The organism is Kitasatospora sp. NPDC092948 (genome assembly GCF_044754805.1).
Classification (GTDB): Bacteria; Actinomycetota; Actinomycetes; order Streptomycetales; family Streptomycetaceae; genus Kitasatospora.
In genome coordinates this window covers 212,026-235,010 of record NZ_JBIVPU010000009.1, presented here as the reverse complement: position 1 = coordinate 235,010, position 22,985 = coordinate 212,026, and the positions used below count along the sequence as shown (strand labels likewise).

The window sequence follows — 22,985 nt, the reverse complement described above, 5'->3', positions numbered from 1 at the left end:
TACGTCACCTCTCTCTGACCACCACGAATTCGGCGAGTGCGACGAAGTGCTCGCGCACCTCGTCGGCCATGGGCACCTCGCCGAGCGCGGCGAGGGCGGTGTCGTACTGGCGGCGGGCCTCTTCCTGCGTCCAGGCCCGGCCGCCGGCCTGCTCGATCAGCGCGGCGCGGGCGGCGAGCTGCTGCTCGCTCTCCTCGCCGCGGCCGGTCGGGTCGGCCAGCTGTGCGGCCAGCTCGCGGGAGGCGGCGCCCCCCTCGGCCAGCGCGGCGCACACCGGCAGTGACTTCTTGCGCGACTGGAGGTCGCTCCAGTGCGGCTTGCCCGTCACTTCGGTGGCGCCCCAGATGCCCAGCAGGTCGTCCACCGCCTGGAAGGCCAGGCCCAGGTGGTAGCCGTACCGCTGGAGCGCGTCGGAGATCCGGTCGTCGGCGCCGGCCAGTACCGCACCGATCGCCGCGGAGGCCGCCAGCAGGGCGCCGGTCTTGCCGCCCTCCATGGTCAGGCACTCCTCGACCGTCACCACGTCCCGCTGTTCGAACGAGACGTCCAGCGCCTGACCGTCGATCAGCCGCCGGGTCGCGGTGGTGATCAGACGGACCGCGCGGGCGGCATCGGTCGGAGTGGCCCCGCCGGTCACCGCGGCGTCCAGCAGGACCTCGGTGCCGAGGGTGGCCAGCGCGTCGCCGACCAGCACGGCCTGCGCCGGGCCGAACACCGTCCAGGCGGTGGCCCGGTGCCGACGTGTCTCGTCACCGTCCATCAGATCATCATGGAGAAGGGAGAAATTGTGGACCAGTTCCACCGACACGCCGCCCGGTACGCCCACCTGCGCGTCCGCGCCCGCCGCCTCGGCCGACAGCAGGGCCAGCGCGGGGCGCACCGCCTTGCCGCCGTCGCCCGCGGCGGGACTGCCGTCGCGGTCGATCCAGCCGAAGTGGTAGGCCGCGACGGTGTCCATCGGCGCGGCCAGACGGGCGACGGCCGCGCGCATCGGCGGCGTGCAGAGCGTGCGTCCGCGCGCCAGCAGGTCCAGGACCGTCGGGGTGTCCCTGACCGTCGAGCCGGTGCGTGCCTCCACGTGTGTTCCCTCTCGGTACGTCTGACCGGCCGCGAACGGCGGCCGGCCGGGTGCGATGTCGGTGGTCGGGGACTGCCGGGTCGCCGTCATCGGGGCCACCGCCCGTCCGCCCGGTCGACGGGCAGCCGACCGGTGCCGGCCAGGGCGGCGTCGGCCGCGGCGTGACCGCTGCGCACCGCGCCCTCCATGGTCGCGGGCCAGCCGGTGGCCGTCCAGGACCCGGCGAGCAGGATGCCCGGGACGTCGGTGCGCGCGCCGGGGCGCAGCCGGGCGGTGCCGGGCGCCGGGTCGAAGGTGGCGGTGCGCTCCCGGGTGACGAAGAAGTCCAGCACCCGGGCGTCCCGGGCGGCGGGCAGCAGCCGGGCCAGCTCCGGCAGGTAGCGGGCGCGCAGCTCGGCGACCGGCAGGTCGATCTCGTCCTCGGCGGCGGACTGCGACACCGCCAGGTACTGGGCGCCGGGGACGGCCAGGCCGGAGTGCGCGGTGCGGTCGAAGACGAACTGCACCGGGGAGCCGATCGCGGCGAAGAACGGGCGGCGGATCAGCGGCCGGTCGTAGATCACGTGCACGTTGAGGATCGGCGCGGTGCCGAACTCGGCGAGCCGCTGCTGCCGGGGGATCGCGCCGGCCGGCAGCAGCGCGGCCGCGGTGTCCTGCGCGCCGGCCAGCACCACGGTGTCGGCGGTGAGCAGCTCGCCGCTCTCCAGCCGGACGGCGTGGGGCTCGGCGGCCTTCAGTTCGGCGGCCTTGGCCCGCAGCAGCACCCGGACGCCCGCGCGTTCGAGTTCGGCGGCGGCCCGGTCGTGGTGGATCTCGCCGAGCGGGACGCGGGCGACGCCGAGGTCGGCGGCGCCCGGGTCGGACAGCAGGCCGGTCTTGAACACCTTGGCGGCCAGTGCCATCGAGGTGCGGTCGGCGGTGGCGTTCAGGGTGGCGATGCCGACCAGGTCCCAGACCGCTTCGACGGTGGCCGGGGTCTGGCCGTGGCGGCGCAGCCACTCGCCGAAGGAGATCTCGTCGAGCGCCGGGTCGTCCAGGTCCAGGCCCTTGAGGGCGAGCGCGCCGCGCACCACCCGCAGCCGGTCGGCCGGGCTCAGGTGGCGGTAGCCGGCGAGACTGCCGGCCAGGTGCAGCGGGACGGGCAGCGCGGAGCGGCGCAGCCTGCCGAGGCTGCGGGCGCCGTCGGCGGCGAGGCCCAGCACCGGGACGTCGAGCCGGTCCTGGAGGTCGGTCAGGGCCTGGGCGCCGAGCCGGTCGAGCAGGCCGCGGTAGGCGGTGCAGCAGCGCATGTAGACGTGCTGCCCGTTGTCGACGGTCAGGTCGCCGCGCTTGAAGGAGAACGCCAGGCCGCCGAGCCGGGGGCGGGCCTCGACCAGGGTGGTGCGCACGCCGGCGTCGGCGAGGCGGAGCGCGGCGGTGATGCCGGCCAGGCCGCCGCCGATCACCACGGCGGTGCGCTCCCGCTGCGGAGCCGGCGTGCTCATCGGTCCTCCCGGGCGGCAGTGGACTGTGGGCACAACAACGAGCGCGTGCGTCGTGATTCCCTGTTGACACAGCGTGACATAACTGGCGTGAGAATCAAGAACGCCCTCCGGCGAGCCCGGACAGTGCCACGTACGCCTTCTCCCAGCCGGGCAGCGAGACCCGGCCGCGGAGCACCGAGTGCGGGTCGGCGGAGATCCGGCCGAGCAGGCGGTGGTAGATGCCGGCCATCGCGGCGGTGGCGGCGCGGCTGCGGCGGTCGAGCATCGGCAGCAGTTGCAGGCCCTCGGTGAAGGCCTGCTGGGCGCGCTCGGCCTCGAACGCGACCAGGCCGGTGAAGTCCGCGCCGAGCGGGAGCTGCGGGAGGGCGAAGCCCTGCTGGCAGCCGAACCGGGCGAGGTCCTCGGCGGGCAGGTAGGTGCGGCCGTTCAGGGCGTCCTCGCGCAGGTCGCGCAGGATGTTGGTGAGCTGCAGGGCCAGGCCCAGGGTGTCGGCGTGGGCGGCGCCGCGCTCCCAGTCGTCGCAGCCGTACACGCCGAGCGAGAGCCGGCCGATCGAGCCGGCCACGCAGCGGCAGTACACCTTCAGCTCGTCGAAGGTCTGGTACTCGACACCCTTGAGGTCCATCTCGACGCCGTCGATCAGCTCGTCGAAGCCGCCGAGCGGGATCGGGAAGCGGCGGGCGGCGTCGGCCAGCGCGACCTTGATCGGGTCGGTGTCGTCCTCGCCGACCGCGCCGGCCCGGATCTCGTCCAGCAGGGCCCGGGTGCGGGCCAGCGCCTCGGTCTTCTGCTCGGCGGGCAGCTCGCCGTCGCCGATGTCGTCGACCCGGCGGGCCAGCGCGTACAGCGCCGACATCGCCAGCCGCTTGGCCTCGGGCAGCAGCCGGATGCCGTAGCTGAAGTTGCGGGCCTGCAGGGCGGTGACCGCCTCGCAGTACCGGTAGGCCGCCATGACCGGCGCGGACGCCAGTGGTGATGCCCCCACGCGGGCGCTCACCTTCCCTTCGCGAAAAGTGCCGCCGCCCGGCCGGCCAGACGGCGCTTGTCCGGCTTCGCCCGGTGCGCGAGCACGTCGTACCCGGCCGCCGCGATGGCGTCCAGGGCCGCGTACCCGCCGGCGGTGAATCCCGCCAGCAGCAGTCGGAGCCTCCCGTGAACCGTACCTACCAGCGGCGCGCCGTGGTCGAGCAGGGTCCGGGCCCGGCTCGCTTCCCAGGCGATCAGCTGCCGGACCTCGCGCGAGGCGGCGGGGGCGGCGAGGTCCTGCTCGGTGACGCCGAAGGTGGCGAGGTCCTCCTGCGGGAGGTAGATCCGGCCGCGGTCGAGGTCCTCGGCGACGTCCTGCAGGTGTTCGACGATCTGCAGCGCGGTGCAGATCGCGTCGGAGAGTTCGATCCGCTCGGGGGTGGCGCGGCCGGCCAGGGCGAGCACCAGGCGGCCGACCGGGTCGGCGGAGAGCGTGCAGTAGTGCCGCAGGTCGTCCCAGGTCGACCAGCGGGTGGCGGTCTGGTCGACCCGGTTGGCCTCGATCAGCCGGCGGAACGGCTCCGGGGTGACGGCGTGCTGTTCGATCAGCGGGACCAGGCGGCGGATCAGCGGGTGCCGGGGCTCGCCGGCGGCGGTGCCGAGCACGGTGCCGCCCTGGGCCCGGTCGTCGCCGAGGGCGGTGGCGAAGGCCCGGTCGAGGTCCCGCTCCAGGCCGTCCAGCAGGGCGAGCCGGAAGCCCTGGTCACCGGGGGCGCCGGGGACGTCGAGCAGTTGGGCGACGGAGGCAGGGTCGGCGAGGTCGCCGTCGCCGGCGTCGTCGATCAGCCGGGCGAAGCCGTAGACCGCCAGCAGGTCGCCGCGCCAGGCGGCGGGCAGGAAGGCCGGGGCGACCGGGAAGTTCTCCAGGTCCGCCTTGTCCAGCGTCACCGCCGCTGTCTGGTTATCTGATTTGGTTGAAGCCGACACTGCCGTCACTCCCCCGTTCTACACCGGTCCCGGCCGCCATCGCGGCTCGGACACGCTTCCGTCTCCACGCCTTCACCCGCCGCACGGCGCAGGGCCGGTGCCGGGGAGCGCTCCCCGGCACCGGCCCTGCGACCGTCGGCCGCGCCCCGGTCAGGGGCGCTCGCCCTTCTCGTACCGCCGGACCACCTCGTCGGTGTGCCCGTCCATGATCAGCTCGCCGTGCTCGATCCAGATGGTGCGCTCGCAGGTCTCACGGATCGCGTTGTTGTCGTGGCTGACCAGGAAGACCGTGCCGGCCTCCTTGCGCAGCTCGTTGATCCGGGCCTTGGAGCGCTGCTGGAAGCCCTGGTCGCCGGTGGCGAGGGCCTCGTCGATCAGCAGCACGTCGTGGGTCTTCGCCGCGGCGATGGAGAACCGGAGGCGGGCGCCCATGCCGGACGAGTAGGTGCGCATCGGCAGCGAGATGAAGTCGCCCTTCTCGTTGATGCCCGAGAACTCCACGATGCTCTGGTAGCGCTCGCGCACCTGGGCCGGGGACATGCCCATCGCCAGGCAGCCCAGCACCACGTTGCGCTCACCGGTCAGGTCGTTCATCAGCGCCGCGTTGACGCCCAGCAGCGACGGCTGGCCGTTGGTGTAGATCGCGCCCTTGGCGGTCGGCAGCAGGCCGGCGATGGCCGCCAGCATGGTCGACTTGCCGGAGCCGTTGGAGCCGATCAGGCCGACCGCCTCGCCCTTGTACGCGGTGAAGCTGATGCCGCGCACCGCGTGCACCTCGCGGATCGAGGGCGAGTTCTTGCGGGAGATGATCCGGCTCAGCGCCGAGGTGGCGCTTCCCTTGCCGGAGCCCGCGCCGTGCACCTTGTAGACGATGTGCACGTCGTCCACCACCACGGTGGGGACCTGGGCCTCGTTGCCGCTCACGACCGCGGCCTCCTTCACGGTGTCGAGTGTTGCGTCAGCCACGGCCGTACTCCTCCTCGGACTTCCAGAAGAACACGAAGCCGATCACGAACGCGACGACCGCCCAGGTGCCGGCCATGATCCAGATGTGGTGCGGGAGCGTCAGCGCCTTGCTCCCGTAGATGTGCTTGTCGAAGCTGTCCGGCATGAACGCGTAGCGCATCAGGTCCATGTAGACCGTCGCCGGGTTCCACGAGTAGATCGTCTGCCAGAGCGTCGGCCAGTGCTTGATGTAGCCGGAGACGCTGTACATCACGCCGGAGACGTACATCCAGGTGCGCAGCAGGAACGGCATCAGCTGCGAGATGTCCGAGGTCTTGGCGCCGATCCGGGCCATCACCATGGCCAGGCCGGTGTTGAACAGCGACTGCAGCAGCAGCGCCGGGATGATCAGCAGCCAGGTCATGCCGGGCGTGACGTGGTTCATCAGCACGATGGCGACCAGCACCACCATCGAGATCAGCAGCTGCTGGAGCTGGATCACGGTGAAGGCGATCGGCAGCGAGGCGCGCGGGAAGTGCAGCGCCCGGATCAGGCCCAGGTTGTCGGAGATCGACCGGGTGCCGGCCTGGATCGCGCTCTGCGAGAACTGGAAGACGAAGACACCGACGCACAGCCACGCGATGTACACCGGGACCGAGTCCCGGCTCTGCATGATCACACCGAAGACCAGGTAGAACACCGCGCAGTTGAGCAGCGGGGTGAGCACCTGCCAGAGCTGGCCGAGCTTCGCGGTGGTGTACTGCGCGACCAGGCGGGCGGTCGCGAACGCGCTGATGAAGGCACGCCGGGCCCACAGCTGGCCGATGTACTTCGCCAGACTCGGCCGCTTGCCGCTGACGGTCAGCCCGTACTTGTCCGCCAGTTGCTTCGGGGTCAGACCCGCATCGGTGCCCCTCGGTGCGGAGAGGTTGACCGGGTCACTCAGTGTCGACACATTCGTCCTTCAGGGGGTCGAAATTCCGCGGACCGGGGGGACGGGTCGCGGAACCGGGGTGTAACCGCAAGGAGCTCGGGTTTGCAACCGGTCGGCGCGGGGAAGCGCCGACCGGTTGCGATCAGATGATTGGCGGTCTGCCGAGCCTGGTCAAGCGCCAGACGGTGGACCACTTCATCGGACGGCGCGGACCGCAGGGCTCGCTCCAGCCGGCCCGGAAGCCGCCGAGCCACGCCTTGAGCGCCGCTCGGGCGGGTCGGCGGGCCACCGTCAGCAGGAACCAGGTCCCCAGGTAGAGAGGCACCAACAGGGCCGGAAGGTTCCGCCGGGCCAGCCACACCCGGTTGCGGGCGACGTTGTGGAAGTACGCCGCGTGCCGGGCCGGGGAGGTCGCCGGGTGGTACAGCACCACGTCCGGGCGGTAGTCGATCGACCAGCCGGCGTCCAGCGCCCGCCAGGCCAGGTCGGTCTCCTCGTGGGCGTAGAAGAACTCTGCGGGCAGCTGCCCCGCCTGCGGGAAGACCGCGCTGCGCACCGCGCTGGCGCCGCCCAGGAAGGTGGTGACCCGGGAGCCGCGCATCGGGTCGGAGGCGCGCAGCCGGGGCACGTGGCGGCGCTGGGTGGTGCCGGTCTCCGGGTCCGCGATCCGGAACGAGACGATGCCCAGCGACGGGTCAGCGGTGAACGCCTGCCGGAGCAGTTCGGCGGAGTCGGTGTTCGGCAGCAGGCCGTCGTCGTCCAGGAACAGCACCGCGTCGACGTCCCGGCCGTCCGGGCCGAACAGTTCGATGCCGACGTTGCGGCCGCCGGGAATGCCCAGGTTCTCGGGCAGTTCGACGCTCCGCACGCCCTCCGGCAGCGGGGGCAGCGGGGCGCCGTTGGCGACCACGGCGAGTTCGACCGGCGGGCCCTGCTGGGCCCGGACCGAGTCGATCAGCGCGTTCAGCTCGGCGGGCCGGTTGCCCATCGTGATGATGACCGCGCCGAGGCGGAAGTCGTCGCTCATCGCAGCCTGCTGGAGAGCACGATGGACAGCAGGTGCAGGACGGTCTGCAGCATCGCGATGGCGGCGAGCACCACCACGGCGAGGCGGGTGAAGAACAGGCCGCCGTGGACCTGGTCGGCGATGCCGGCGGCCAGGATGAACAGCGAGGCCTCGACGGCGCCGACCAGGCGGTGGAACTTCAGCAGCGAGGCGGCCCGGCGGGCCTTGGCGACGGCGTTCGAACGCGGCACCGAGGCCTCGTCCAGGACGGCGGTCATCCCGGAGCGGGCCCGGGCGACGTCGACCAGGTCGGTCTCGGACTTGATCAGGATCGCGCCGAGCGCGGCCAGCGTGCCGAGGAAGGCCCACTGCCAGGCGGAGTGCGAGCCCTCCCGGTGCAGCAGGTCGGTGGCCCGCAGGCCGAGGCCGGTGAGCAGCGCGGCCTCGGACATGTAGTGGCCGACCCGGTCCAGGTAGACGCCGGTGAGCGAGGTCTGCCGGCGCCAGCGGGCGACCTCGCCGTCCACGCAGTCCAGCAGCAGGTAGATCTGGATCAGCAGGGCGCCGAGGACCGCGCCGGTCAGGCCCGGGACCACCAGGGCGATGCCCGCCAGGATGCCGGTGAGCATCATCAGGTAGGTCAGGCCGTTGGGCGTGATGGCGGTGACGGTCGACAGGATGCGGGTGATCCGCAGCGAGATCTTCCGCATGTAGAGGCGGCCGGCCCAGTGCTCGGCGCTGCGTCGCTGGAGCATGCCCTCGGGGTGGATGACCGCCCGGAGCTCCTCGATCGACGGGCGGCGGGTGAGGTCAACCGGCGGGCGTTCAGCTGTTGACGGCTTGGACATAGTCGGCGTACGCGTCCCTGATGTCTGTGGCGGAGAGGTCGAGGTGTTCGAGGATGGTGAAGCGCCCCGGTCTGGTGTTCGGAGCGTAGTGCACCGCTTCGGTGAACTCCGCCTCGGTGAAGCCGATCTGATCGGCTGTCACCGGCAGGCCGTGGAAGCGCAGGCGTTCCACAATCAGTCCGGACAGGTCCTGCTCGCCCCGCAGGAAGCAGGCGAAGGCCGCGCCGAGACCGACCTGCTCACCGTGCTGGGCGGATCGCTTGGGGTACAGCACGTCCAGGGCGTGCGAGATCTCGTGGCAGGCACCCGAGCTGGGCCGGGTGCTGCCCGCGATGTTCATCGCGATGCCGGACAGTACCAGGGCTTCCGCGAGCGTCGTCAGCAGGTCCGGGTCCTCCAGGGTTCCCGGGTGCCGCAGCAGGTTCTCGCCGGCCGCCCGGGCCATCGCCACCGCCAGTCCGTCGACCGGCTCGCCGGTGACGGCGTGCGAGAGCTCCCAGTCCGCGCAGGCGGAGATGTTGGAGACGGCGTCGCCGATGCCGGCCGCCACGAACCGTTTCGGCGCCTTGCTGATGACGTCCAGGTCGACCACGATGCCGATCGGGCCGGGCACCCCGTAGGAGCCGCGGCCGGCGTCGTTGTCGAGAGTGGAGACCGGGGAGCAGATGCCGTCGTGGGCGAGGTTGGTGGCGACCGCGACCACCGGCAGGCCGACCCGGGCCGCCGCGTACTTGGCCACGTCGATGATCTTGCCGCCGCCGAGGCCCACCAGGGCGTCGTAGTGGCCGCGGCGGATCTCGTCGGTCAGCCGGACCGCGCTGTCCAGGGTGCCGTCGTCGACCTGGTACCAGTCAGCTCCGGGCAGCGCCGGCTCCAGCCGCTCGCGCAGCAGGGCGCCGGAGCCGCCGCTGATCGCCACCGCGATCCGGCCCGCGGTGGACAGCCGCTGGTCGGCGAGGATCCCGCCGAGCGCGTCCAGCGCGCCGGCCCGCACCTCGACGAAGACCGGCGAGGGCACCAGTCGGGTCAGTACCGGCACGCGATCTCCCGGGCCTTGGCCAGGTCGTCGTGGTTGTCGATCTCGACCCAGGAGACCTCGCCGATCGGCTGGACGTCGACGACCAGGCCGCGGTCGACCATCTCCTGGTAGCCGTCCTCGTAGTACAGCTGCGGGTCGCGCTCGAAGACCGCCTTGAGGGCGTCGGCGAGGGCCGGGCCGGCGGACGGGTTGATCACCGTGACGCCGATGTACTCGCCGGTGGCGTCCAGCGGGTCCATCAACTTGGTGATCCGGCGCATCCCGAGCTCCGGGTCGACGACGACCTTCATCTCCTCGTCGGCGAGCTTCTTCACGGTGTCCAGCGCCAGCAGGATGCCGGGGGCCTTGCCCTCCTTGATCCGCCGGTCGTTGCCGTCCAGCATGGTGCGCTGCACCGACGCCGGGTGGACGGTGTCGCCGTTGGCCAGCAGCAGGCCCTCGCCGAACAGGTCGCGGGCACACCACAGGGAGTAGGCGTTGTTCCACTCCTCGGCCTTGTCGTTCTCGACCAGGGTGAGCTTGACGCCGTACTTCTGCTCCAGCGCCTGCTTGCGGTCGTACACCGCTTCCTTGCGGTAGCCGACCACGATCGCGGCCTCCCGCAGGCCGACCTCGGCGAAGTTCCCCAGGGTCAGGTCGAGCACCGTCCGCTCCCCGTCGACCGGCACCAGCGCCTTGGGCAGGGTGTCGGTGTACGGACGAAGCCGGCGGCCTGCGCCGGCGGCCAGGACGAGGCCGATCATGCGGGACTCCAGGGTCTCGGGTGCCGTCCGGCGCGGTGCGGGCCGGCCGGGACGCGACCGCGGCTGCGGCGCGCCGTGCGGGCGCGTCCTGCGGACCGCCCGGCTCCACTGATGGTAGGCGACCCCGACCACCTGCCAGAACGCGCCCCGGGCGGGCCGGGTGATCAACTACGGGTACTGCGTGAACGTCCGGCGAAGCCTGACGATCACGGATCGAACAGTTCTGTCGAACATCCGGTCCGCGGTCCCGGCGGTGTGCGTCGCGGCCCCGGGCCCACCGGGGCATGCGGCAGACTTGGGACCCGACGCCGTCGGCGGCCGGGCCGGGCCGGTCCGGTCCCGCCGTGCGCGCAGCCGACCTCAAGGACCGGGGTGGGCGGCCCGTTGGCCGCCCCCGGTCCACGTGCCGAAAGGGGCATTGTGCCCATGAGCCCTGCTGTCAGCCCGACCGACGACCTCTCCCCCGAGCTCGCCGCCCCGTCCGCGGCCGCGCCCGGCGAGATCATGCTGGAGCTGGTCGACGACCACGGCGTGACCATCGGGACCGGCGAGAAGCACTGGGCCCACCAGCAGCCGGGCCGACTCCACCGCGCCTTCTCGGTGTTCCTGTTCGACCGGCAGGGACGGATGCTGCTCCAGCGCCGGGCGCTGAGCAAGTACCACTCGCCGGGCGTCTGGTCGAACACCTGCTGCGGGCACCCCTACCCCGGCGAGCAGCCGTTCGTGGCGGCCTCCCGCCGCACCGCCGAGGAGCTGGGCGCCGCCCCCGCGCTGCTCTGCGAGGCCGGCACCGTCCGCTACGACCTGCCCGACGAGACGACCGGGCTGATCGAGCGGGAGTGGAACCACCTGTTCGTCGGGCTGATCACCGCCGAGCCGGAGCCGACCCCGGAGGAGGTCGAGGACACCCGCTACGTCACCGCCGCCGAGCTGCGCGAGCTGCGGGCCGAGAAGCCGTTCTCGGTGTGGTTCGAGACGGTCTTCGAGGCCGCGCTGCCGGGGATCCGGGAGATCGCCGGCAACGACTGGTGACGGCTCGGCAGTCCGGCCAGCGGTCCGGCTAGCGGTCCGGCCAGTCGCCCGATCAGTAGTCCGGGTCCTCGTCGGGGCCGTCCCCCGTCCCGGCGGGCCCCGGTGCGGGCAGCGGCAGACTGGCCCAGATCACCTTGCCGCCGTCCGCGGTGCGCTCCACGTCGCACTCGCCGCCCGCCTGCAGGGTGACGCTCTTGACCAGCAGCAGCCCGCGCCCGCCCGGCCGGGCCGGGTCGTTCTCCTGCGCCCTGGGCCGGTACGGGTGGCCGTCGGCCACCGAGATCCGCACCCGCTCCGGGCCGATCATCAGCTCGCAGTGCACCTGCGGGGAGAGCGCCGCGGCATGCGTGACGGCGTTCGACACCAGCTCCGAGACGATCAGCAGCAGATCGTCCACCAGCTCCTGGTACCGCTCCCCCGCCATGCCCTGCGCCAGCAGCCGGTCCCGCACCGCGTGCCTGGTCCGCGGCACCGAAGCCTCCTGCGGCGCCGCGGTGAACCGCCACACGCCCGGCCCCGGCTCCCGGCCGGGCCGCCGGGTCGCGACCGCCTTCTGCGTCTCTTCCACTGCACGCCGCCCTTCACGCGGTGACGGGAGCCGGCGGCAGCTGTCGAGACATCGGGCGGTCCGCTCGGGGCTCCAGGTCACCCGAGGCTAGGAGAGCGGCCCCGGCCGACCTGCACCGGGACTGGATTTCACGCGTGTCGTGAAGCTTCCCGACCGAATCGGTGCACCCTCTGCCCCGTCCTGGCCGCCCGCACCACCGGGTCTGCCGCCAGAACACCCGCCCGAACCCCCCACCACCAGCAGTTTCACCCCCATCTCCGCCCGCCTTGCCCCCCTTCCGCCCGAATTGCCCGCCAGCCCTGGCCCGCGCCACGAAAACGCAGGTGAGAAGCACTCCGGAAGCCTGGTAATGTTCTCTTTGTCGCCAGGGGGCAGCCGAAAGGAAGCCCGAAGACGACAAGACACCTGGTCCGGGTGGCGGAATGGCAGACGCGCTAGCTTGAGGTGCTAGTGCCCTTTATCGGGCGTGGGGGTTCAAGTCCCCCCTCGGACACCAACGAAGAGGCTCCAGTTCATCTGGGGCCTCTTCCGCGTTTTCCGGGGCATCTGCGCGGCAAGGTCACCCGCCCGGTGCCCAGAACCCCTCGGCGCGGCCCTCGGCGAGGCGGCCGCGGTAGGTGTCGACCTTGTGGTCGATGCCGGTCAGGTGGGACTGGAGTTCGGCCAGCCGGTCGGCGACCTCGATGCGGTGGGATTCGAGGAGGGCGAGGCGGTCGGCCTCGTTGCCGGGGCCGGCGGTGACGAGTTCGGCGTAGCGGCGGATGGTGCGGATCGGCATGCCGGTGGCGCGCAGCCGGGTGCAGAGGTCGATCCATTCGAGGTCGCGGCGGTGGTAGCGGCGACGGCCGCCCGGGGTGCGGTCGACGGGCGTGACGACCAGGCCCGCCCGTTCGTAGTAGCGCAGGGTGTGGACGCTGACGCCCGTCCGTCCGGCGGCTTCGGCGATGGTCAACCCCTGGGCAGGGACGGCCGGTTGGGTATCGGTGTCGAGCACATTCGACATCCTCCCCCGGCTCGGCCCCGCACGGGAACCTCCCGGATCCGAACAGCTCCGGGCGGCTCCGGGCGGCTCCGGGCGGCTCCGGGCGATTTTGGGCGACGCCGGGCGACTTCGCGGACGACGAGCCCGGTGGGCTGCCCCGCCGACGCCCGGGCGGAAGCCGCGCTTGATTTCGAGCGCGCTCGAAATCGTAGCTTCGGCGGTGTCGACCGGACGGGCCTCAACTGACGAGACGTCAATTCCTGCCCGGGCGCGGAATGGAGGAGATCAGGTGTCCGAACTGACCGGCCGGCGGAAGCGGTTGGTGCTCGCGGTGTGCTGCGTGAGCATGGTGATGGTGGTGCTGGACATCACGGTGGTGAACGTGGCGCTGCCGTCGGTGGGGCGGGAGTTGGGTGCGTCGGTGTCGGCGCTGCAGTGGGCGGTGGACGCGTACACGCTGGTGCTGGCGGCGTTTCTGCTGCCGGCAGGGGCAGCGGCGGACCGGTGGGGGCGGCGACGGGTGTTCATGGTGGGGCTGGGGCTGTTCGGGGTGGGGTCGGCGCTGTGCGCGCTGGCACCGGGGGCGGGGGCGCTGGTGGGGGCGCGGGCGGTGCAGGCGGCGGGCGGGACGATGCTGAACCCGGTGGCGATGGCGATCGTGGCGACGGCGTTTCCGGGGCGTGAGGAGCGGGCCCGGGCGATCGGGGTGTTCGGGTCGGTGTCGGGGCTGTCGTTGGCGCTGGGCCCGGTCCTGGGCGGGGCGCTGGTGGATGCGCTGGGGTGGCGTGCGGTGTTCTGGGTGAACCTGCCGGTGGTGGCGGCCGGCCTGGCGGGGGCGGCCCGCTGGGTGCCGGAGTCGCGGGGGACGCGGGCGCGGCGGTTCGACCCGGTGGGGCAGGTGCTGGTGGTGGTGCTGCTGGGCGGGTCGGTGTTCGGCCTGATCGGGGCGGGCCGGGACGGCTGGTCGGCGCCGCAGGTGTGGGGGCCGATGGCGGTGGCGGCGGTGTCGGTGCCGCTGCTCGCGTGGTGGGAGTCGCGGCGGACGGACCCGCTCCTGGAGGTGCGCCTGCTGCGGAGCGCCCCGGTGGCGTCGGCGCTGGTGATGGCGTTCGCGGCGCTGTGCGCGTTCGGGGCGTTCCTGTTCGCGGTGACGCTGTACCTGCAGGGGGTGCGCGGGATGTCGGCGCTGCGGGCGGGGTTGTGCACGGCACCGGTGGGGGTGCTGATCGTGCTGCTGTCGCCGTGGACGGGCCGGGTGGTGGGTCGGCGGGGGCCACGGCTGCCGCTGATGGTGTCGGGTACGGCGCTGGCGTCGGCGGGCGGCCTGTTGCTGCTGGTGGGGCCTGGGACACCGGTGCCGGCGCTGTTGGCGGTGTTCGCACTGGTGGGGGTGTTCCAGGGAACGGTGAATCCGCCGATCACCAACACGGCGGTGGCGGGGATGCCGGTGTCGATGGCAGCGCTGGCGTCCGCGCTGGCCTCGGCGGCCCGGCAGACGGGTTCCGCGGTGGGGGTGGCCGTGGCAGGCACGGTGCTCGCGAGCGGGGTGGCAGCGGGCGGCGCCACATTCACCTCAGCAGCGCACGGGGTGTGGTGGCTGCTGGTGGCGGCGGGCGCACTGATCACGGCGCTCGGCGCAACAGGCTCGGGCCGCCGACCGCCGGCAGGCCCCGGGCGTCAGCCGGAGCGGCGGGCGCAGGCGACGCAGAGCCTCCGATAGGCGGATTCGGCGGGGCCGGTGACGGCAAAGCCGATGGAGCAGCGCACGCGGTCGGCGCAAAAGCCGTAGTCGGCGGGTTCGACGGCAGTGGCGGTGGGGCCGGAGTCCTTGGCGTGGCGGGGTCGGGCCGCCGGGCGGTGGTGGGGGCCGGGGGGGTCAGGCGGGGTGGCGGGCGCAGTCGGCGCAGAGGCCTCGGTAGGTGACTTCGGCGGCGGTGATGGTGAAGCCGAAGCGTTCGGCGGTGGGGAGGGCGGCCAGGGGGTCGCCGGTGGGGTGGACGTCGCGGATGGTGCCGCAGGCGTAGCAGACCAGGTGCTGGTGCGGCTGGTGGGCGTTGGGGTCGTAGCGCTTGGCGCGGCCGTCGGTGGCGACTTCGAGGATCTCGCCGAGGGTGACGAGTTCGCCGAGGGTGTTGTACACGGTGGCGCGGGAGATCTCGGGGAGGCGTTCGGCGGCGCGCGCGTGGACCTCGTCCGCGGTCAGGTGGACGTGGTCGCCGTCCAGGACTTCGGCGACCACCCGGCGCTGGGAGGTCAGCCGCCAGCCTCGTTCGCGCAGCCGTTCCAGCAGGTCACTCATGTGTTCATCCATTCAGCTCAACAGACGCCCGAACTGTACAGGGGGCGCGGCGACGCGCCCGACTTCGAGCGGAACCACCACCCGATTGACTGACTTCTTGACTTAGACTGTGTCTATCTTAGGATCGGCTCCGAAGAACAGCCAAGATGCCGGTTGCAGAGTGCGATCCGCCCGATTCGGAGGGACTCCCATGCCCGAGAACGACGAAGCCATCGTCACCGACCCCAAGTCCGAGGGTGCGGGCGGCTGCCCGGTCGCGCACGGCCGCGCGCCCCACCCCACCCAGGGCGGCGGCAACCAGCAGTGGTGGCCGAACCGGTTGAACCTGAAGATCCTCGCCAAGAACCCGGCGGAGGCGAACCCGCTGGGCGGGGACTTCGACTATGCCGAGGCGTTCAACAGCCTCGACCTGCCCGCCGTGAAGCGGGACATCGAGCAGGCGCTCACCACCTCGCAGGACTGGTGGCCGGCCGACTTCGGCCACTACGGCCCGCTGATCATCCGGATGGCCTGGCACAGCGCCGGCACCTACCGGATCTCCGACGGCCGCGGCGGCGCGGGCACCGGCCAGCAGCGCTTCGCCCCGCTGAACTCCTGGCCGGACAACGCCAACCTGGACAAGGCCCGCCGGGTGCTGTGGCCGGTGAAGCAGAAGTACGGCAAGGCCCTGTCCTGGGCCGACCTGCTGATCCTGTCGGGCAACGTGGCGCTGGAGTCGATGGGCTTCGAGACCTTCGGCTTCGCCGGCGGCCGGCCGGACGTCTGGGAGGCCGACGAGGACGTCTACTGGGGCCCGGAGACCACCTGGCTCGGCGACGAGCGCTACACCGGCGAGCGCAACCTGGAGGACCCGCTGGGCGCCGTCCAGATGGGCCTGATCTACGTCAACCCGGAGGGCCCCAACGGCAACCCGGACCCGATCGCCGCGGCCCGCGACATCCGCGAGACCTTCCGCCGGATGGCGATGAACGACGAGGAGACCGTCGCGCTGATCGCCGGCGGCCACACCTTCGGCAAGACCCACGGCGCCGGCCCGGCGGACAACGTCGGCGAGGCCCCCGAGGGCGCGCCGCTGGAGGAGATGGGCCTCGGCTGGAAGAGCGGCTACCGCTCCGGCAAGGCCGGTGACGCGATCACCTCCGGCATCGAGGTCACCTGGACCAACACGCCGACCACCTGGGACAACACCTTCTTCGAGATCCTGTTCGGCTACGAGTGGGAGCTGACGAAGTCCCCGGCCGGCGCGCACCAGTGGAAGCCGAAGGACGGGGCCGGCGAGGGCACCGTGCCGGACGCCTTCGACCCGAAGAAGAAGCACGCCCCGCAGATGCTCACCACCGACCTGTCGCTGCGTTTCGACCCGGTGTACGAGCCGATCGCCCGCCGCTTCCGGGACGACCCGGCGGCGTTCGCGGACGCCTTCGCCCGCGCCTGGTACAAGCTGACGCACCGTGACATGGGCCCGGTGTCCCGCTACCTCGGCCCCGAGGTGCCCTCCGAGGAGCTGCTCTGGCAGGACCCGCTGCCGCAGGCGCAGGGCACGCCGATCGACGCGGCGGACGTCGCCGCGCTGAAGCAGCGGGTGCTGGCCTCCGAGCTGACCACCGCTCAGCTGGTGTCCACCGCCTGGGCGTCCGCGGCCTCGTTCCGCGGCAGCGACAAGCGCGGCGGCGCGAACGGCGCCCGGGTGCGCCTGGAGCCGCAGCGCGGCTGGGAGGTCAACGACCCGGAGCAGCTGGCGCAGGTGCTGCGGGTGCTGGAGGGCATCCGGTCGGCGTTCAACGCGGAGGGCGGCAACCAGGTCTCGCTGGCCGACCTGATCGTGCTGGCCGGCTCCGCGGCCGTCGAGCGGGCCGCGCAGGCCGGCGGTGTGGGCGTCGAGGTGGCCTTCCACCCGGGCCGGGTGGACGCCACCCAGGAGAAGACCGACGTGGAGTCGTTCTCGGCGCTGGAGCCGAAGGCCGACGGCTTCCGCAACTGGGTGGGCAAGGCCAGCCGGCTGCCCGCCGAGTACCTGCTGGTGGACCGGGCGAACCTGCTGAACCTGTCCACCCCCGAGCTGACGGTGCTGGTCGGCGGCCTGCGGGTGCTGGGCGCCAACCACGGCGGCTCGCAGCACGGCGTGTTCACCGACCGTCCGGGCGCCCTGAGCAACGACTTCTTCGTCAACCTGCTCGACATGGACACCGCCTGGGCGCCGGTCGCCTCCGACAACACCCTGTTCGAGGGCCGGGACGCCTCCGGTGCGGTCAAGTGGACCGGCACCCGGGCCGACCTGGTGTTCGGCTCCAACTCGGAGCTGCGGGCGGTGGCCGAGGTGTACGCCTCGGACGACGCCAAGGAGAAGTTCGTCAAGGACTTCGCCGCCGCCTGGACGAAGGTGATGGACTCGGACCGCTTCGACCTGAAGTGACGCCCCGCTGACGAAGGCCCGGTCCCGCTCGCGCGGGGCCGGGCCGTTCGGCTGTCCGCCGCGGTCAGCGGCGCAGTTCCAGGGTGCAGCACTTGACGGCGCCGCCGGCCCGGAGCAGCTCGGTGAGGTCGATGCCGATCGGGTGGAAGCCGCGGGCGCGCAGTCGGTCGGCGAGGCCGGTGGCGGCCTCGGGGAGGATGACGTTGGCGCCGTCGGAGACGGCGTTCAGGCCGAACACCCGGGCGTCGTCGGGGCCGGCCAGGATCGCGTCCGGGTAGAGGCGTTCCAGCACGGCCCGGGACTCGGCGTCGAAGGCCGGCGGGTGGTACATGATCTCGTCGTCGTCGAGGACGGCGAGCGCGGTGTCCAGGTGGTAGTAGCGCGGGTCGACCAGCCGCAGGGTGACCACCTCGCGGCCGAGGAAGTCGGCGGCCTCGGTGTGCGCGGCGGTCTCGGTGCGGAAGCCGGTGCCGGCCAGGATGCGCCCGCCGGCCACCAGCAGGTCGCCCTCGCCCTCGTTGATGTGTTCGGCGTCCCGGACCTGCCAGCCCCGCTCGCGGAACCAGTCGGCGTACGCCGGGCCCTCGGCGACCCGCTCCGCGTACCGGAAGCGGGCGCTGAGCACCTTGCCGTCGACCACGGTGGCGCCGTTGGCGGCGAACACCATGTCCGGGAGGCCGGGCAGCGGGTCGATCAACTCCACGGTGTGGCCGAGGCGTTGGAAGAGCGCGTAGAGGTCGTCCCACTGGGCGAGGGCGGCGCCGGTGTCGGTGGGCTTGGCCGGGTCCATCCACGGGTTGATCGAGTAGTCGACGGTGAAGTGCGCGGGTCGGCACATCAGGTAGTGGCGCGGGCGGGCGGTTCGCGGCGACACGGTGGTGTCTCCTTCCGGGCGGAACGCGGCTGCTGACGGTCGGTCAGTGGCGCGCGATCTGGTTGGGGAGGGTCAGCTGCCGATGGACTGCGGGAAGGCGAACAGTCCGCTCGGGTCGTGACGGTGCTTGATGGCGACCAGCCGAGGGTAGTTCGCACCGTAGTAGGCGGTCCGCCAGCCTCGCAGGTCCGGATCGGTGAAGTTCAGATAGGCGCCGTCCGTCGTGTGCGCGGCGATCAGGTGATCGAATCCGGCCAGCCAGTCGAGCGGGCCGGCCGGGTCCTCGCCGGGCAGCCAGGAGGTGTCCAGGCTGACCAGGTACTGGGCGTCCCGGTGGACGAACGCGGTGGCCTGCGGGTCGACCCGGTTGATCGCGCCGCCCCAGCCGAACAGGGCGAGGCCGCAGCCGTCCGGGTTGCCGCTCGGCGGTGCGGCGGCCAGCAGGTCGAGCGCCGCCGCGACCGCCTCGGGCGGCAGCGGGTCGGTGGCGAAGTGGGTCCGGACGGCGAAGGCCCCGCCGGCGGTCTCGTGCTGGAGGTACTCCATGGCGTCCCAGAAGTCCCGGTCGGCGATCTCGGCGCGCAGCGGCCGGCCGGCGGCGAGCGCCGGGGCGAGCAGCTCGCGCAGTTCGGCGGCCGGGCCGAGGTGCAGGCCGACGGTGGAGACCAGGGTGCGGCCGCCGGACGTCGCGACGCCGAGCCGCAGCGAGGTCTGCTCCGGGGCGGTGCGCATCAGCTGCTGGACGGCCTCGAACACGGCGGGCGCGTGCGGGGCCTCCCAGAGCAGCAGGCAGGTGGACGCGGCCGGGGCCTCGACGGCCTGGAAGGTCAGGTCGAGGTTGATCCCGAAGTTGCCTCCGCCGCCGCCCCGGCAGGCCCAGTACAGGTCCTCGTTCTCCTGCGCGTCGCAGTTCAGCACGGTGGCGGACGCGGTGGCCAGGGTGGTGGCGCGCAGCGTGTCGGCGGTCAGCCCGAGCCGGCGCGAGGTGGCGGCGGACCCGCCGCCGAGGGCGAGTCCGGCGATGCCGACGCCCGCGCCGTTGCCGAGCGGCAGGGCCAGTCCGTGCGGCCGGAGCGCGGCGTACAGCGCGCCGGTGAGGACGCCCCCGCCGACGACGACCCGCCCGGTCGCGGGATCGACGTCGATCGCGTCCAGCGCCCGCAGGTCCACCACCAGGCCGGAGTTGACGGAGTGTCCGGCGTACGAGTGCCCGCCTCCGCGCGGGACGATCGGCACCCCGCTCTCCCCCGCCCACTCGATGGCCCGCAGCACGTCCGCGGGGCCGGCCGCCCGCAGGACGGCGGCGGGCGCCCGGTCCGCCCAGCGTTCGTTGAACGCCGCCGACGACTCCCGGAACGCGCCGTCCCCGGGGTGCAGCAGCGGCCCGGCGGTGTGCTTGTCCAGCAGCGCCCAGTCGGGGGTCACGGGGCGACCTCTTCGATGGTGGAGGTGCCGGTGGCGGGGTGGGGGCCGTAGCGCTCCCAGGTCTCGTGCAGGCGGATGCGGCCGTCGGGGGTGAGCGAGGGGGTGTTGCGGGTGCGGCCGCAGACGACTTCGCCGTCGGTGAGGACGAAGGTGTAGCCCATGGCGAGGGTGCCGTCGGGCCCGCGGGTGCCGGCCGTCCAGCCGCGTCGGATCGCGCCGCCGGCGATCTCGCCCCAGACCAGGTCGCCCTGCTGGTGGTAGACGGCGACGGTGCGATGGTCGCCGTCGGGGGCGTGGAAGCGGCGTCCTTCGTAGTCGAGGTCGTGGGTGTTCATGCCTGCCACCAGATCGCGTAGTAGGCGAAGTCGGCGTCGTGCGGGTTGGCGACGGCGTGGTCGGTGTCGGCGGGCAGCAGGACGAGATCTCCGGCGGCGATGGGGTGGCTCGCGCCGTCGGGGGTGCGGACTTCGCCGCGGCCGCTCATGCAGATGAACAGTTCGCGTTCGGCGTGCTGGTGGGTGTCGGTGAGGTCGCCGGGGCGCAGGACGCACCAGGCGCCGTGGAAGGGGGTGGTGAGGCCGTCCCAGGGGTGGAGGAGTCGGAGGTCGAGGCCGTGGGCGCGTTCGAGCTGCCGGTGTTCCTGGCGGCGGATCACCAGGCCGGGCGGTGGGCCGGTTTCGGGCATGGCGGACTCCGGTTCGGAAGGGGGCTGACGGTGGAGTGGCGTCAGCGGACGGGTAGCGGGGTGTCGGCGGACGTGGAGGGTCGGCCGACGGTCGGGGGTGCCGGCCGACGGCGGACCGGGCGTCAGCGGACGGCGGCGAACGCGTGGCCGAGGCCGGCGTCGCGGGCGAGCACCAGTGCCTGCGCGCGGTCGGCGACGCCGAGTTTGCCGAGGATGCCGGAGATCCGGTTGCTGACGGTCTTGGAGGCGAGGGCGAGTTCCCGGGCGATGGCGATGTTGGAGCGGCCGGCCGCGAGGTGTTCGAGTACTTCGCGTTCGCGGTGGCTGAGCTGCGGGAACGGGTAGCTGCGGGTGCGCTGGCCGGTGCCGATCAGGGTGCCGAGGCGGGCGGCGATGGTGCGGTCCAGGATGGCTTCGCCGGCGCCGACGGCCAGGATGCCGCGGACGATCTGGTCGGCGGTGGCGCGTTTGACCAGGTAGCCGCGGGCGCCGGCGTGGAAGGCGGCGGCGACGGCCTTGTCGTCGTCGAGGGTGCTGAAGACCAGGACGCCGGTCTCGGGGGTGAGTCGCAGGACCTGGCTGATCACCCGTACGCCGGCGCTCTCGTCCATCTGCGGGTCGAGCACCAGGACGTCGGGCCGGTGCCGGGAGGTGGCGGCGAGCACTTCGCCGGTGGTGCCGGCCTCGCCGACCACCGCCGCGCCCCCGGAGGCCTCGATCATGGAGCGGACGCCCTGCCGGACGGCGGGTTGCACGTCGGCGAGCAGCACGGTCGGTGGCACCGTACTCCCGTGCTGGTTCATCGTTCCCTCGCGGCGTGTGGGGGTGCGGCGGTGGTGCGGCGCTGCCGGCCGTGATCACCGGCAGTGATGACTCCGCCATGCCATCATGAGCCGATCATTTCTCCGTCTCAAGTAGTCAATGTCATACAGGAGTTGGCAGATGTGAGGGTTGAGACGCCGCCTCCCGGGCCTTGCGCATGATCTCCTCGCGGCCGCGCCAGTGCGACCAGAAGGCGCCGGTGTAGCCGAGGCCGCCGAGGCTGGTGAGGAAGGGGTTGTCGGCGTAGTTGTTGTCGTGCTCGCTCATGCCCTCGACGGTCGGCAGCATCACCCGGTGGTGGTCGGCGGGGTCGATCAGCGCCCACAGGTCGGTGACCGCGCTGTGCCAGCGCTCCGCGGGGTCGGCGGCGCGGGCCGGGTCGGACAGCAGGTCGGGCGAGAAGTAGCAGACCAGGCGGAAGTTGCCGTGCTCGTCGAACATGAACTGCCGTTCGTACTCGGCCGGGGAGACGCACATCCGCAGCGGCTTGAGCACGATCGGGCCGTCGGCGGTGTTGGACTGGAGGCCCGGGACGGTGCGCACGCCCGCGCACCGTTCGGCCAGGTCGATGCCCATCGGGGTGTAGGGGAACAGCCGCAGGCCGAGCGAGAAGCCGGTGACGGTGGCGTCCAGCGCCATGAAGGCGTCCACGCAGGCGCGGACCGTCCCCGGGGTCTCGCCGGGCATGCCGAACAGTGCCTCGACCATGGTGAGGATGCCGCGTTCGTGGCAGAGCCGGACCAGCCGCTCGGTGTCGGCGAAGGTGTAGTAGGTGCCGCCCTTCTCGGTGACCTTCCAGCCGCTGAGCACCTCCGGCCGGATGTGGTCGCTGCCGACGTTGACGCCCCGGCAGCCGGCCGCGGCCAGCAGGTCGGCGAACTCCTCGTCGAACGGGCTGGGTTGGCAGTAGACCCAGAGCCGCAGGTCGTTCAGCGGGTTGCCGGGGTCGGCGTGCCGGCGGCGGACGATCTCCCGCAGCAGGTTCTTCGCGTGCGCGATCGACAGGTTGAACTCGCTGTCGGTGGTGTGCTGGTCGAGGATGCCCTGCGCGGCCAGCGACTCCATCTCGTCGACCACGGAGGCGAGTTCGCGCTGTCCGTAGCGGGTGCCCTTGGCGTCGGGTTCGACGCAGTGCGAACAGCGGTACGCGCAGCCGTTCTTGGTCAGGATGGAGCCGAGTCCGCCGCGCCGGTAGTACTCCAGGTTGTCCACCCGGTGCGGCAGGCCGGAGCGCCGCCGGTACACCGAGAGCCGGTCGACCTGCCACACCCGGGGCTCGAACCGGCCGGTGGGGTCGACCGGTTGGGGTTCGCCGTGGCGGACGGTCAGCACCGCGGGCGGGACCCGGACGGCGCCGCGTTCGGTGTTGCGGATCAGGCCGGCGATGCCGGAGGTGTCACGGCCCTCGGCGACGGCCGCGGCCAGTTCGCAGAGGATCTTCTCGCCGGGGCCCTTCACCCCGTAGTCGATGCCGAAGTACTCGACCAGGGCGAACGGCATGGTGGAGAAGCCGATGCCGCCGCCGACGATCGGCGCGTCGCTGAGCCGGCGGATCTCGGTGATGATCTCCCGGTGCTCGCCGACGAACGGGCGCTGCTCGAAGGCGTACACGGTGTCGGTGTTGCGGACGGTCACGCCGACCAGCAGCGGGCTGCGTTCCGCGAAGTACTCGTGCAGGCAGGTCTTCCAGTCGTCGCGGCGGAAGGTCAGGTCGAGCACCTCGACCTCGAAGCCGGCGTCCTCCAGTGCGGTGGTGAGGACGTCGAGGGCGTACGGTGCGATCGGTGGGTGCACCTTGTTCGGGTTGACCAGCAGGACGGGTCTGCTCATCGGGTTCCCCTTCCCGGGAGGTGGG

Annotated in this window: 22 protein-coding genes and 1 tRNA gene; 4 read left to right on the top strand and 19 right to left on the bottom strand. The window is 72.6% G+C overall.

Annotation, left to right across the window (positions count from 1 at the left end; genetic code table 11):
- Window positions 1-4: 4 nt before the first annotated feature.
- The 10 genes from ACIQF6_RS25305 to ACIQF6_RS25260 all read right to left on the bottom strand — a co-directional run bounded on the left by ACIQF6_RS25305 (window position 5) and on the right by ACIQF6_RS25260 (window position 10,030).
- On the bottom strand, window positions 5-1,078 hold the full coding sequence (locus ACIQF6_RS25305; protein WP_400898759.1) for a polyprenyl synthetase family protein: 1,074 nt from the start codon (window positions 1,076-1,078) through the stop codon (window positions 5-7).
- Between the two features lie 86 nt (window positions 1,079-1,164).
- Complete coding sequence (gene hpnE / locus ACIQF6_RS25300) at window positions 1,165-2,562, bottom strand: hydroxysqualene dehydroxylase HpnE (protein ID WP_400898757.1); 1,398 nt, start codon at window positions 2,560-2,562, stop codon at window positions 1,165-1,167.
- A gap of 94 nt (window positions 2,563-2,656) precedes the next feature.
- Window positions 2,657-3,514, bottom strand: coding sequence for a presqualene diphosphate synthase HpnD (gene hpnD, locus ACIQF6_RS25295; RefSeq protein WP_400898872.1), 858 nt, complete (start codon window positions 3,512-3,514; stop codon window positions 2,657-2,659).
- Window positions 3,515-3,555: 41 nt separating this feature from the next.
- Window positions 3,556-4,476, bottom strand: coding sequence for a squalene synthase HpnC (gene hpnC, locus ACIQF6_RS25290; RefSeq protein WP_400898755.1), 921 nt, complete (start codon window positions 4,474-4,476; stop codon window positions 3,556-3,558).
- Window positions 4,477-4,665: 189 nt separating this feature from the next.
- Entirely contained in the window at window positions 4,666-5,481 is an 816-nt protein-coding gene (locus ACIQF6_RS25285) for an ABC transporter ATP-binding protein (RefSeq protein WP_400898753.1), read from the bottom strand.
- Window positions 5,474-6,415, bottom strand: a complete 942-nt coding sequence (locus tag ACIQF6_RS25280) for an ABC transporter permease (RefSeq protein ID WP_400898751.1) — start codon at window positions 6,413-6,415, stop codon at window positions 5,474-5,476. Before ACIQF6_RS25280 ends, ACIQF6_RS25285 begins: the two co-directional genes overlap by 8 nt.
- A gap of 121 nt (window positions 6,416-6,536) precedes the next feature.
- A complete protein-coding gene (locus ACIQF6_RS25275) occupies window positions 6,537-7,421 on the bottom strand; it encodes a glycosyltransferase family 2 protein (protein WP_400898749.1) in 885 nt (294 codons plus the stop codon).
- Entirely contained in the window at window positions 7,418-8,155 is a 738-nt protein-coding gene (locus ACIQF6_RS25270; protein WP_400898870.1) for a CDP-alcohol phosphatidyltransferase family protein, read from the bottom strand. The genes ACIQF6_RS25275 and ACIQF6_RS25270 overlap by 4 nt, the downstream gene beginning before the upstream one ends.
- Window positions 8,156-8,225: 70 nt before the next feature.
- The gene (locus tag ACIQF6_RS25265) at window positions 8,226-9,287 is read right to left on the bottom strand and encodes an iron-containing alcohol dehydrogenase family protein (protein ID WP_400898747.1); all 1,062 of its coding nucleotides are present in this window, start codon (window positions 9,285-9,287) and stop codon (window positions 8,226-8,228) included.
- On the bottom strand, window positions 9,275-10,030 hold the full coding sequence (locus ACIQF6_RS25260; RefSeq protein ID WP_400898745.1) for a sugar phosphate nucleotidyltransferase: 756 nt from the start codon (window positions 10,028-10,030) through the stop codon (window positions 9,275-9,277). The genes ACIQF6_RS25265 and ACIQF6_RS25260 overlap by 13 nt, the downstream gene beginning before the upstream one ends.
- A 420-nt stretch (window positions 10,031-10,450) precedes the next feature.
- Here ACIQF6_RS25260 and idi point away from each other — a divergent pair, with 420 nt between their 5' ends.
- Entirely contained in the window at window positions 10,451-11,062 is a 612-nt protein-coding gene (gene idi, locus ACIQF6_RS25255) for an isopentenyl-diphosphate Delta-isomerase (protein WP_400898743.1), read from the top strand.
- 52 nt (window positions 11,063-11,114) lie between these two features.
- On the opposite strand, the gene ACIQF6_RS25250 is transcribed toward idi, so the two are convergent.
- The gene (locus tag ACIQF6_RS25250; RefSeq protein WP_400898741.1) at window positions 11,115-11,630 is read right to left on the bottom strand and encodes an ATP-binding protein; all 516 of its coding nucleotides are present in this window, start codon (window positions 11,628-11,630) and stop codon (window positions 11,115-11,117) included.
- A gap of 408 nt (window positions 11,631-12,038) precedes the next feature.
- On the opposite strand from ACIQF6_RS25250, the gene ACIQF6_RS25245 reads away from it, so the two are divergent.
- Window positions 12,039-12,126, top strand: a tRNA-Leu gene (locus tag ACIQF6_RS25245).
- A 63-nt stretch (window positions 12,127-12,189) separates the two neighbouring features.
- Here the strand turns inward: ACIQF6_RS25245 and ACIQF6_RS25240 are convergent.
- Entirely contained in the window at window positions 12,190-12,624 is a 435-nt protein-coding gene (locus tag ACIQF6_RS25240; RefSeq protein WP_400898739.1) for a MerR family transcriptional regulator, read from the bottom strand.
- Between the two features lie 277 nt (window positions 12,625-12,901).
- Between ACIQF6_RS25240 and ACIQF6_RS25235 the strand changes: the two genes are divergently transcribed.
- Window positions 12,902-14,332: an MFS transporter gene (locus ACIQF6_RS25235; RefSeq protein WP_400898737.1), complete on the top strand. Its 1,431-nt coding sequence runs from the start codon at window positions 12,902-12,904 to the stop codon at window positions 14,330-14,332.
- 156 nt (window positions 14,333-14,488) lie between these two features.
- On the opposite strand, the gene ACIQF6_RS25230 is transcribed toward ACIQF6_RS25235, so the two are convergent.
- Window positions 14,489-14,911: a Fur family transcriptional regulator gene (locus ACIQF6_RS25230; RefSeq protein WP_400898735.1), complete on the bottom strand. Its 423-nt coding sequence runs from the start codon at window positions 14,909-14,911 to the stop codon at window positions 14,489-14,491.
- Window positions 14,912-15,101: 190 nt separating this feature from the next.
- Between ACIQF6_RS25230 and katG the strand changes: the two genes are divergently transcribed.
- The gene (katG, locus tag ACIQF6_RS25225; RefSeq protein ID WP_400898733.1) at window positions 15,102-17,324 is read left to right on the top strand and encodes a catalase/peroxidase HPI; all 2,223 of its coding nucleotides are present in this window, start codon (window positions 15,102-15,104) and stop codon (window positions 17,322-17,324) included.
- Window positions 17,325-17,388: 64 nt separating this feature from the next.
- Here the strand turns inward: katG and ddaH are convergent, their stop codons facing one another.
- From ddaH to tsrT, 6 genes are all read right to left on the bottom strand, one after another.
- Window positions 17,389-18,198, bottom strand: a complete 810-nt coding sequence (gene ddaH, locus ACIQF6_RS25220; RefSeq protein ID WP_400898731.1) for a dimethylargininase — start codon at window positions 18,196-18,198, stop codon at window positions 17,389-17,391.
- A gap of 72 nt (window positions 18,199-18,270) precedes the next feature.
- Window positions 18,271-19,623: an FAD-binding oxidoreductase gene (locus ACIQF6_RS25215; protein ID WP_400898729.1), complete on the bottom strand. Its 1,353-nt coding sequence runs from the start codon at window positions 19,621-19,623 to the stop codon at window positions 18,271-18,273.
- Window positions 19,620-19,958 carry a hypothetical protein gene (locus ACIQF6_RS25210; RefSeq protein WP_400898727.1) on the bottom strand — a complete coding sequence of 113 codons (339 nt, stop codon included), beginning with the start codon at window positions 19,956-19,958 and terminating at the stop codon, window positions 19,620-19,622. The genes ACIQF6_RS25215 and ACIQF6_RS25210 overlap by 4 nt, the downstream gene beginning before the upstream one ends.
- Window positions 19,955-20,308 carry a cupin domain-containing protein gene (locus ACIQF6_RS25205; RefSeq protein WP_400898725.1) on the bottom strand — a complete coding sequence of 118 codons (354 nt, stop codon included), beginning with the start codon at window positions 20,306-20,308 and terminating at the stop codon, window positions 19,955-19,957. The genes ACIQF6_RS25210 and ACIQF6_RS25205 overlap by 4 nt, the downstream gene beginning before the upstream one ends.
- A 122-nt stretch (window positions 20,309-20,430) precedes the next feature.
- Complete coding sequence (locus ACIQF6_RS25200) at window positions 20,431-21,111, bottom strand: response regulator (protein WP_400898722.1); 681 nt, start codon at window positions 21,109-21,111, stop codon at window positions 20,431-20,433.
- Window positions 21,112-21,232: 121 nt separating this feature from the next.
- Window positions 21,233-22,960, bottom strand: coding sequence for a tryptophan 2-C-methyltransferase (gene tsrT / locus ACIQF6_RS25195; RefSeq protein WP_400898720.1), 1,728 nt, complete (start codon window positions 22,958-22,960; stop codon window positions 21,233-21,235).
- Window positions 22,961-22,985: the final 25 nt, after the last annotated feature.